This is a genomic window from Cryobacterium sp. 10I1, assembly GCF_035019805.1.
Lineage (GTDB): Bacteria > Actinomycetota > Actinomycetes > Actinomycetales > Microbacteriaceae > Cryobacterium > Cryobacterium glucosi.
The window spans coordinates 1-10670 of sequence record NZ_JASJVF010000107.1; the positions used below are offsets into that span (position 1 = coordinate 1).

Annotated in this window: 12 protein-coding genes; 10 read left to right on the forward strand and 2 right to left on the reverse strand. The window is 67.5% G+C overall.

Going from position 1 to position 10670, the window contains the following annotated elements:
- A partial coding sequence (locus QN345_RS10675) for a FlgK family flagellar hook-associated protein (RefSeq protein WP_323508640.1) occupies positions 1 to 668 on the reverse strand: 668 nt, incomplete at its 3' end.
- 10 nt (positions 669 to 678) lie between these two features.
- Entirely contained in the window at positions 679 to 1164 is a 486-nt protein-coding gene (locus QN345_RS10680; RefSeq protein ID WP_322189646.1) for a flagellar protein FlgN, read from the reverse strand.
- A 440-nt stretch (positions 1165 to 1604) separates the two neighbouring features.
- Here QN345_RS10680 and QN345_RS10685 point away from each other — a divergent pair, with 440 nt between their 5' ends.
- From QN345_RS10685 to fliF, 10 genes are all read left to right on the forward strand, one after another.
- Complete coding sequence (locus QN345_RS10685) at positions 1605 to 2546, forward strand: sigma-70 family RNA polymerase sigma factor (protein ID WP_322189647.1); 942 nt, start codon at positions 1605 to 1607, stop codon at positions 2544 to 2546.
- Positions 2547 to 2631: 85 nt separating this feature from the next.
- Positions 2632 to 3771 (forward strand): flagellin, encoded by a 1140-nt coding sequence (locus QN345_RS10690; RefSeq protein WP_134448945.1) that lies wholly within the window; start codon positions 2632 to 2634, stop codon positions 3769 to 3771.
- Between the two features lie 159 nt (positions 3772 to 3930).
- Entirely contained in the window at positions 3931 to 5322 is a 1392-nt protein-coding gene (gene fliD / locus QN345_RS10695) for a flagellar filament capping protein FliD (RefSeq protein WP_134560255.1), read from the forward strand.
- Entirely contained in the window at positions 5319 to 5768 is a 450-nt protein-coding gene (gene fliS / locus QN345_RS10700) for a flagellar export chaperone FliS (RefSeq protein ID WP_322135983.1), read from the forward strand. Before fliD ends, fliS begins: the two co-directional genes overlap by 4 nt.
- Positions 5761 to 6087 (forward strand): hypothetical protein, encoded by a 327-nt coding sequence (locus QN345_RS10705; RefSeq protein WP_134448947.1) that lies wholly within the window; start codon positions 5761 to 5763, stop codon positions 6085 to 6087. The genes fliS and QN345_RS10705 overlap by 8 nt, the downstream gene beginning before the upstream one ends.
- Before the next feature lie 109 nt (positions 6088 to 6196).
- Positions 6197 to 7864: an HNH endonuclease signature motif containing protein gene (locus QN345_RS10710; protein ID WP_323508641.1), complete on the forward strand. Its 1668-nt coding sequence runs from the start codon at positions 6197 to 6199 to the stop codon at positions 7862 to 7864.
- Positions 7865 to 8047: 183 nt separating this feature from the next.
- Positions 8048 to 8389 (forward strand): flagellar basal body rod protein FlgB, encoded by a 342-nt coding sequence (locus QN345_RS10715; RefSeq protein ID WP_134448949.1) that lies wholly within the window; start codon positions 8048 to 8050, stop codon positions 8387 to 8389.
- A complete protein-coding gene (locus tag QN345_RS10720) occupies positions 8389 to 8781 on the forward strand; it encodes a flagellar basal body rod protein FlgC (RefSeq protein ID WP_134448950.1) in 393 nt (130 codons plus the stop codon). Before QN345_RS10715 ends, QN345_RS10720 begins: the two co-directional genes overlap by 1 nt.
- Positions 8781 to 9101 carry a flagellar hook-basal body complex protein FliE gene (gene fliE / locus QN345_RS10725; protein ID WP_134448951.1) on the forward strand — a complete coding sequence of 107 codons (321 nt, stop codon included), beginning with the start codon at positions 8781 to 8783 and terminating at the stop codon, positions 9099 to 9101. Before QN345_RS10720 ends, fliE begins: the two co-directional genes overlap by 1 nt.
- A partial coding sequence (fliF, locus tag QN345_RS10730; RefSeq protein ID WP_323508642.1) for a flagellar basal-body MS-ring/collar protein FliF occupies positions 9101 to 10670 on the forward strand: 1570 nt, incomplete at its 3' end. The genes fliE and fliF, both read left to right, overlap by 1 nt.

Consider the following 10670-nt stretch of genomic DNA (forward strand, 5'->3'; position numbering starts at 1 on the left):
GTCGGCCCGCCGGTGAGGGCGGCGATGGTCGTGGTGAGCGCGCTGCGCTTGTCGAGGAGTTCGTTGGCGGAGCCGCCCGCCGCGACCGTCATCCGGATCTGGGAGTTGAGTCCGGCGACCTGTGTGGCCGCGGCATTCACCTCGGAGACCATCGAAGTGACGCTCGAACGCTGGGAGGACCACTCGGTCGCGACGGCCTGGTAGTTGGACGCGATCTGGCCGGCCACGGCGTTGGCCTGGCTCAGCACGACGCCGGCCGGGGCCGCGTCGCCGACGCTGTTGGAGACGTCCTGCCAGCCGGCCCAGAACTTGGAGAGGGTCGCAGACAGCCCGCTCGTGCCCGGTTCGTTGGTGGCGGCCTCGACCGCGGAGAACGAGTTGGCGCGCACTGCGGAGAAGCCGGCTGCTGCGGCCGAGGCGCGCACCTGCGCGTCGAGGCTCGCGCTGCCGAGGCGGGCGATGCCGGTGACCGAAACGCCCTGGCCGGCGCCGACTCCGGAGGAGAAGAGACCGACGCGCGTCACGGCATCCACTGACGAGGTCGTCACGCGCTGACGGGTGTACCCCTCCGTGCCGGCATTGGCGATGTTCTGGCCGACGACGTCGAGGCCCTGTCGGGCGGCGACGAGGCCGGTGTATGCGGTGTTGAGTCCGCCGAATGTGCTCATGGGGTTCCCGTTAGAACGACTGGTCGAAGAGGCGGGCGGTCGGGGTGGACGCATCCGCTGTGCCGCGGGCGTCATAGGTGTTCGTGTTCACACGGATATCGGCGAGCGTCTCCTGGCTGGAGCGTGCGGCCGAGCGGAGCAGGTGTTCGTTGGCGTCGCGGAGTTCCTTGATCTGGGAGGCGAGCTCGCCGAGGGCCTTGAGGTGCGCCGTCATGATCTCGGTCCAGGGGCCGACGGGGGCGTGGGCGACGAGTTCGCGGAGCGTGGCGTCTTCGTTCGTTCCCCACTCGGCGGACATGGCGGCAACCTCGACGCTGCGGGCGAGGCCGGCTTCCTGCACGTGGCCGAGCACCTGCTCGACCTCGCGGGTGCCCTGCTGGAGCCAGCGGGTCTTGCCGTTCGTCAGGAGGAGCTGTTCTTCGTCGAGCTTGAAGACGAGCAGTTCGAGGAGCTCCCGCTCGCGCCACAGGAGGGCCGAGAGTTCATTGGCGCCCACGATTTCCTCCACACGATTCCGGTCGGGCCGAGGGACGCACGACCGCGTCGACTCTGGCTTCAGATGGCACTATCGGCAGGGTTTTGCCGCACGTAAGCGATCCGTGTGCCCAGACTGGCAGGTGGCGGCTGGGAATGTCCACCTAAATGAGGACAACGCTTTCCCAAAAGTGGGGGTGGCAGGGCGTGTCCGAGCAGGTAAGCGTTTCCCGGTTGGGGGGTAGTAGCCCCCCCAGAGTGGGGGTGCCGCACGGCCCGTCTCAGGGGCGGCTGATTGTATGTTTGACACGCGGACAAAACACTTTGTGTTAAAGGGGCCCCGAACCCCTGTCCGATCAGTGAATTTGTCCCAGTGCTCACCCGGTACGAAGCGAAGTAATCCTGGCCCTGCCAGAGGTCTCTCGCTCAACATCCGTTCGTGAAACACAAGGGGGCTGCGACGTGAATCGCACAGAGCGCAATCGGCTGGTCACCGACAACCTGCCCCTCGTCGGATACCTGGTTTCCGAGGTCTGGGCCAAGGCTCGTCACCTCTCACGCGATGATCTCGCGTCTGCGGGCGCGCTCGCGCTCGTCACGAGCGCGGATGCTTTCAACCCCGACCTCGGGGTTCCCTTCGGCGCATTCGCCCGTCGTCGCATCATCGGGGCATTCGCCGACGAGATGCGCTCCAACGACTGGGCCACCCGCACCGCCCGTCGACGCATCAAGGAAACCCGCGCCGTTCAGGAAACCCTCGCCGCCGCCCTCGGCCGTGCCGCGAGCGTCGACGAGATCGCCGCCGCACTCGGCGTCGACCGTGAGACCGCGGCTGCAGGCCTCGCCGACAGCGAGCGCACCGTGATCGCCCTCGACGACACCACTGCCGAGTACATCCCGGCGAGCACCGTGCTGCCGGGGGAGTCGCTGCTTTCCGCCGAGCGCCTCGCGTACCTGCGCGCGGCCGTGCTCGCGCTCCCGCCCAAGATGCGCGAGATCATCGAGCAGGTCTACTTCGACGACCGCCCGGTCAAGGACATCGCCGCGGACCTGGGCATCACCCACTCGGCCGTGTCCCAGCAGCGCGCGGAGGCCATCCGCCTGCTGCGCGACGGCCTCGGCACCCACTACGCCGACGATGAAGCCGACTACGTGCCGGAGTCCCGCGTGGCGCCGGCCCGCCGCAGCGCCTACCTGGCCAGGCTCGCCGATCACGCGATGCTCGGCATCGTCAACGAGCGGATGCCCGCCGTCGCGACCGACCTTCCCCTCACGCAGCCGATCAGCTTGCCGGTGCCCTCGCGGACCGCCGCGATCGCCGCAGCGAAGTACGCCACCGCTGCGGGATCCTTCGGCGACCACGGCGTTTACCCGGCCCGGGAATCTTTCTCGCTCAACGGCTAACGCACGATCGGCCAAGGCCGATAGATCTCAGTGTCAGCCCATGGATGGGTAGACGCACCGACACCCACTCACGGAGGAATACATCATGGGTATGCAGATCAACACCAACATCGCGGCGAACAACACCTACCGCAACCTGACCGCTACACAGAACGACATGTCCAAGTCGCTCGAGAAGCTTTCCAGTGGTCTTCGCATCAACCGCGCATCGGACGACGCGGCCGGCCTCACGGTCTCCGAGGCACTCAAGTCCCAGGTCGGTGGCCTCACGGTCGCCAGCCGCAACGCCCAGGACGGCATCTCGGTCGTGCAGACGGCTGAAGGTTCCTTGAGCGAGGTGCAGTCGATTCTGCAGCGCGTTCGTGACCTCGCCGTCCAGGCCGGTAACGACTCGAACAACAAGGACTCCCGCACCGCGATCACGACCGAGGTCACTGCGCTGACCAAGGAACTGACGCGTATCGGTGACTCGACGAACTTCAACGGCACCCAGCTGCTGGACGGATCGAGCAAGGCACTGAGCTTCCAGGTCGGCGCCAACTCCGATGCCAGCAGCCAGATCAAGGTCGACCTGACGGGTGCGAACGTCAACACCATCGCAACTGCGATCGGTGCGACGAACGTTGGTTCGTCCTACACGGTCGGCGCAGCCGGCACCAACGACGCCGTGCAGTCCTTCGTCGTCACGAACCCGGACAAGTCGGTCTCGACGATCGCGACGGCGGCGCTGTCGACCGGCGGTGGTACTGCGCAGGAAGTGGCCGATGCACTCAACAAGGACACATCCTTCTCCGGCAGCTTGATTGCTACCGTCGACACCGCAGGCAAGCTCAACGTCAAGGCATTGAACGGTGGAGCGGTGGCCGTCGCGAACCCTTCCGCCGGGCTGACCGCGGGTGCCGGTGGACTTGCTGCTTCGGGTGGCCTGGACTTCAGCACCGCTGCTGGCGCTGCGGCGGCAATCAAGGTTGTCGACGCTCAGCTCACCAAGGTGTCGACCGCTCGTGCCGACCTCGGTGCGGTTCAGAACCGGTTCGAGAGCGTCGTCAAGACGCTTGCCGTCTCGACCGAGAACCTGACCGCTGCCGGATCCCGCATCCGCGACACCGACATGGCCGCTGAAATGGTCAAGTACACCCGCTCCAGCATCCTGGTGCAGGCCGGTACCGCCATGCTCGCTCAGGCGAACCAGGGCAACCAGGGCGTGCTCAAGCTCCTCCAGTAAATCGGATAGCCCAGGCAGTCGGGCAACCGACCGGTGAACTATGGCCGGCGGCGCGCGGGAGATGAACTGGACCTCATCCCTCGAACGCCGCCGGCCATTCCACGTTCCACCCGCAGCACGACCAGCAGCACAGAGTTTCACACCTAAGGAGGTGGAGGCATGACGAACGCGATCGACGGGCTCATCAGCGGCCTGGACACCACGACCCTGATCAACTCCCTGATGACCGTCGAGGCTCGTCCCCAGACGCTCCTCAAGGCATCCGTCGCCACCTCTCAAAAGCTCATCACCGCACTCCAGGGCCTCAACGGCCAGGTCGCAGCCCTCGCGACCCTCGCGACCACGGCTTCGAAGCCGGCGGCCACCGACCTCTACGCCGCTACGAGCAGTTCCACGAGCGTGACCACGGCCATTTCGACCGGGGCCAGTGCGGGCCAGATCGACGTTGTCGTCGGCGCCCTCGCCAAGACCCAGGTCGGCGTCTCCGCCGCCCTGACCGTTTGGCCGGCCAGCCCCGCGGCACTCACCGTCGTCGTGAACGGCGTCAGCACCGAAATCACCCCGGCATCCACGTCCCTTGACGATGTCGTCACCGCGGTCAATGCGGCTGGTGCCGGCGTCACCGCGACTAAGGTCGCGTCGGGCGTGGACGCGAGCGGGGCCGCGCAGTACCGCCTCCAGTTCACCGCCAGCGACTCGGGACTGGCTGGCGCATTCTCGATCTACCAGGGCACCAAGGCTGAGGTCACGGCCAACACCGCGACGAACGTGCTCACCCAGACGGGCGCCGCCATCACGACCGCCGCGCAGGATGCGAGTCTCACTCTCTGGGCCGGCACCACGGCCGAGCAGAAGATCACCTCGTCGACGAACACCTTCGCTGACCTGCTGCCCGGAGTCGCGATCACGGTCTCCGCGGTCTCAACCTCGGCCGCGACGATCAAGGTCGCTCGCGACGATGCCGCGATCAGCTCCCTCGCCTCGGGCCTTGTGAGCTCGCTCAACGGCATCTTCGCCCTCATCTCCACCCAGACCGTCGTGACGAACAGCACCAACGCCTCTGGCGCCGCCGTGATGTCGCCCGGTGTCTTCACCGGGGACGGCGGGGTTCGTGACGTGAGCCAGAAGCTGCTCACCGCGGCATCCGCCCCGATCAACGGGCACTCGCCGTCGGAATACGGCATCAGCATCACCAAGACAGGCACGATGGAGTTCGACGCGGCAAAGTTCGCGACAGCCCTCGCAGCCGACCCGACGACGGTCAAGGCCGCCGTGCAGGAGATCGCGACCCGGGTCGCCGCAGCGGCAACGGCCGTTTCGGACAAGTACACCGGTGCGCTCACGAGCGAGATCACCGGACAGCAGTCCTCTGTGAAGAACATGAGCACCCGGATCGACGCATGGGACATCAGTCTCGCCACGCGACGCTCCACCCTGCAGGCCACCTACACGGCGCTCGAGGTCTCCCTCGCCGCTCTCAAAGCGCAGTCGAGCTGGCTCACGGCCCAGGTCGCTGCGATCCCGACCACTACTACTACGAGCGCTGGATGATGATGGCAATTATGAGCATGATGGGGAGCAACGCGCAGGCCCGCCGCGCACAGTTCAACCGCGAATCGATCCTGTCCGCCACGCCGGCGCGGCTCCTGACGATGCTGTATGACCGTCTTCTCCTGGATCTCAACCGCGCACAGGCCGCGCAGCTCAACCAGGACTGGCAGGTCGCCTCGGAGAACCTGCTGCACGCCCAGGCGATCGTCTCTGAGCTGTCGTCCTCCCTCAATGTCGAGGCCTGGGACGGCGCCGAAGGCCTGTTCGCGATCTACGTGTACGTGCAGAACGCACTCATGAGTGCCAACGTGCACCGGGACGTCAACCGCACGGTGGAGTGCATCGGACTGCTCGAGCCGCTGCGTCAGACCTGGCACGAAGCCGCCGAGCAGCTTCCCGCGCAGCCGATGGCTGCCCGGGTCGGAGGAGAGCTCGGTTATGCCTAGGCCGTCGGGATCGTATGAGGAGTGGCTGCGGGTGCTCGACGAGCTCGAGCGCAGCCTCGGCAGTGGTACCCGCAATGCGGTGCTCGCGATCGAGGGGGAGCGGTTCTCGACCGGCGTGCAGTGGCGCGCGCCTGAGCACCTGGGGCAGCTTCCCGTGCAGCTCGAGGAGCGTGCCCGGTTGCTCATCGCCGGCCAGCTCGAGTTGATCCGCGAGATCGAGGATGCGCGGCGCTCCGCCGGAGCACACCTGTCCGCCGTGCGCACCATCCTCACCGCCCAGCGCGCCAACGCGTCCGTCTATCTTGACGTCACCGGCTGATCGGACTCGTTGAGCGAGGCTTCTCCTCAACAGGTGCCTGATCAGAGGGAGTTTCCACAAGCCTGAGCCATGCTCAAAGAATGTCGGCGGTCCGTCGTAACGTGGGGGCATGACCGATCTTCCCCAGCCGCCCGCTTCACTCGATCAGCCGCATGGCGACCGGGTGCAGGGCGACCCGGTGCAGAGAGGCGTGCTCGGCGGGTTGCGGTCGATGGCTCATATCGTCACCGGGCTCGGTGGCTCGTCTGCCGCTGTCGACACGTTGAGCGATGACGCGGTGCTCGAAGGGCACGCATTGATTTCGGGAGCCCGGCGGGCACTCGACACCCAGGCAGCGTGGTTCGCCGCGACACTCGCCCGGCGGTCCCGGCCCGAACTCGGCGGCCAAGGCCTTGCGGCCCGGAAGGGGTTCCGGACCCCAGAAGATCTCCTGCAGAGTATTTCTGGGTCAAGCAAGGGCGACGTGGGCAAGCTGCTCGCGGTCGGCAGGCTGCTCGCCGAGGCCGACGCCGCTGAGAAGGCCGCCCGGGAAGCCGCCGAGGCTCAGAAGTTGCTGGACGAGACTCCGTTCCTCGACGGCGTCCCACCCCTCGACGGCGCGGCCCCGGGCCTGCCGCCGGTCGACCCGCCGGTGCCTGCGGCCGCGGTGCCGCCGTGGCACGCGCCGATCGGCCGGGCCCTGCGCGAGGGCTGGCTGAGCGTCGAGAAGGCAGACTCGCTCCGGAAAGGGCTCGGCGACCTGGACCGGGCGATCACCCCGGAGAAACTCGCCACGGCCCTGGCCCGGCTCCTCGCCGAGGCGCGCACGGTGAACGCTGACCAGTTATTCAAGCGGGCCCGGCGGGTGCGGGACGTGCTCGATGAGGCCGGCATCGCCGCCCGGGAGAAGGCCGTCTACGACGACCGGTCGTTGCGGTTCTGGCGACTCAACACGGGGCAGGTGCGCATGGTCGGGTTGTTCGCCCCGGAAGACGGCGAATACCTGATGAGTACCTACGACGCGATCACGAGTCCCCGCCGGGGCGGGGTCCGGTTCGTGGACAAGGTCCAGGCGGCCTGGTCGAAGCGGGTCCAGGACGACCCGCGCTCCACAGAACAACTCACCGCGGATGCGTTCCTGGCCCTGATGAAACTCGGCGTGAAAGCCGACCCGAAACGCATCGCCGGCGGTCGCAGCCCCGCCGTCCGCATGATCACCATCCGCCCCACCAGCGCCACACCCACCGGTTTCGCGCCCACGGGAACCACACCCACCGATGCCGCGCCGACCGAGGCCCCGTCACCCACAGCCGACGCTGCGGCGAACCCCAAAACCGCGGCACCCGCGCTCCAGCCGGGGGTGATCGAGGGGACCGCGGTGACGGTCTCGGCCGAGACGGTGGAACGGAACCGGTGCGACAGCGGGCTCCTCGATGTCACCTTCGACGACCACGGCAGCGGCGTCGACCTCGGCCGGGAGCAACGCACCTTCAGCCCCTACCAAAGGGTGGCCCTCGCCATTCGCGACGGCGGCTGCCGGTGGCCCGGCTGCGACCGACCACCCTCCTGGACCGAAACCCACCACATCCAACACTGGAAAGACGACACCGGCGAGACCAACCTCGACCAGGGCATCCTTCTCTGCAGGGCCGACCACCTGCGGCTCCACAACGAACACTGGCGCATCGCACGCGACGACACGGGCCGCTACTGGCTCACTCCGCCACCCGGTCTCGACCCCGAGCAGAGGCCCATCCTCCTCACGAGCAAGAGCGAGATACTTCGCGACGACGACTGACGGGAGCGGGCGGTCGGCGGGCCGAAACGGCCGCTGCACCCCCCTTTCGAGCCAAGCGCCTGACTCGTGGAAAGAAGACCTAACGCGGGCCCGAACCGGGCCGATAGCTAGAGACGAGCACGGATTGCTCGCACCAGGCCACGGATCGGCCGTTCAGTACATCTGACGACGAATCGGGTAACCGTGCTTGAATCCGTGACCTCCACCGCTCTCACGAGCGCACTGGCCGCACTGTCGCTGCGGCAGAGCACCATCGCGAGCAATATCGCCAACGTCAACACCCCCAACTACCACGCCAAGCAGGTCGCGTTCGAGTCCGCCCTCGCCAAGTCGGTCGCCGACGGCAGCGGAAGCACGGCCGCCACGACCACCGATTCCCTCGAACCGACCAACGTCAACGGCAACAACGTCAACCTCGACACCGAGACGCTCGCGAACACCTCGACCGTGCTCCGGTACCAGTTCGCTGCCCAGGCAATCAACATGCCGTTCAGCGCCGTGCGCGCCGCGATGAAGACCGCCTGATGAGCCTCGACGCGATCGGAATCGCCGGCTCCGGCCTCACCCTGCACCGCAAGTGGCTCGACGCGATCGCCGACAACATCGCGAACGTCAACACCGTCACGCCCACGAGCGGCAACGCCTTCCAGGCCCGCTACATCGTGGCTCAGGCCGGCGCGGGTGTGAACGGCGTCGAGGTCGCGGGCACCGCACAGGGCTCGGCAGCCGGCATCCTCGTCTCCGACCCGACCAACCCGCTCGCCGACGCCGCCGGCTACGTGCGCCACCCCGACATCGACCTCGGCGAGCAGATGGGCGACCTGATCATGGCCCAGCGCGGTTACCAGGCGAACGCGGCCGTCGTCGACCGCGCCAAGACAACCTACGAAGCAGCACTTCAGATCGGCCGTGCCTGATGACCATCGCATCCATCGGGGCGCTCGCGCTCCAGGCCAGCCAGGCCACCCAGAGTGTGCAGGCGACGCAATCCAGCCAGGCCACCACGGCCACAGACGGCTCGGGCTTCGGAACTGCCATGGCCGGCGCCGTCGACAACCTGCAGCAGCTGCAATCGACCGCGAACACCCAGGCCGTCGCCGCCGTGACCGGAAACCTCAACGACATCGCGAGCGCCACCATCGCCGCGACCCGCGCACAGGTGAGCCTCGAGCTCGTCGCCGCCGTGCGTAACAAGGGCGTCGACGCCTTCAACGAGATCATGAGGATGCAGGCCTGATGCCCCGCCAGATCAGTTCCTTCTTCCAGCGACTCGGACAGAACATCCGTGAGTTCACCATCGCGCAGCGCACGGTCGCCATCATCGGTGTCGCGGTGCTCGCACTCGGCATCGCCGCGCTCACGATGTGGGCCACGAAGCCCGCGTACACGCCCCTGTTCTCCGGGCTCGCCGGCGCCGACGCGAGCGCGATCGTCGACCAGCTCGCGACCGACAAGGTCGACTATCAGCTCAGCGACGGCGGCGCGACGATCCTCGTTCCGCAGGCGGATGTCTACGCCGAACGACTCAAGGCCGCCGCGGCCGGGCTGCCGACCTCGGACACCGGGGGATACTCGCTGCTCGACAAGATGGGCGTCACCGCGAGCGAGTTCCAGCAGTCGGTGACCTACAAGCGGGCCCTCGAGGGCGAGCTCGCCAACACGATCCAGGCCATGCAGGGCGTCAAGACCGCCTCTGTTCGGCTCGCGATCCCCAAGGACACCGTGTTCGTGTCCGAGAAGCAGGACCCGACGGCATCCGTCTTCGTCGCCACCCAGACCGGCGTGACCCTCTCAAGCGACCAGGTCCAGGCCATCGTGCACCTCACGAGTGCCTCGATCGACGGCATGAAGACCACCGACGTCGCCGTGATCGACTCCAAGGGCATCGTGCTCTCGGCCGTCGGCACCGGCGTCACCGGAACCGGCGCCGAGCAGTCCACCGACTACGAGCAGCGCGTGCGCGGCTCGGTCCAGGCCATGCTCGACAAGGTGCTCGGCGCCGGTAATGCGACCGTCGTCGTCGCCGCAGACATGAGCGCGCAGTCGGCTTCCCGCGTCGAGGAATCCTTCACCTCACCGACGAACGCTCCCGCACTCAACGAGGCCGTCAAGACCGAGACGTACACCGGCACCGGCGCCTCGGGAGCGGCCGGGGTGCTCGGCACCACGACCACGACGACGACACCGACGGGAACGAGCACCGACGGCTCCTTCACCTCGGCGGACACCACGAAGAACAACGCGGTCAACAAGGTCACCGAGACCCGCACGATCCCGGCCGGTGCCGTCAACCGCCAGACGATCTCGGTCGCGGTGAACAAGGACACGATCGGCAGCGTCAACGTCGCCGACGTGACCAGCCTGGTCTCCTCGGCCGCCGGCATCGACTCGACCCGCGGCGACGCCGTCACCGTCGAGGTCGTGAGCTTCAACGGCCAGGCCGCCGCAGACGCATCAGCGGCTCTCGCCCAGCAGGACGCCCAGACCTCGGCGGACCGGATGGGGGAGATCGTGCGCATCGGCATCATCACCGCCGGAATCCTGATCACTCTGATCCTCGGCATGCTGCTCTACGCCCGCCGCTCCCGCCGCCAGAGCCGCGAATCGATCGAGGTCGACGAGATGCTCCAGGTACGTCCGGCCCTCGCCCCCGCCGCGGTTCCGTTCGGCCTCAATACCCCGATCGCGCCGATCATGATCGACCCGAGCCCCACCGTCGCCTTCGGTGTTCCCGCCTTCACCCCGCCGGCCGCTTCCGAGCGGATGCGTGTTGAGATCGACGCCCTCGCCCAGCGCGACCCGAAGA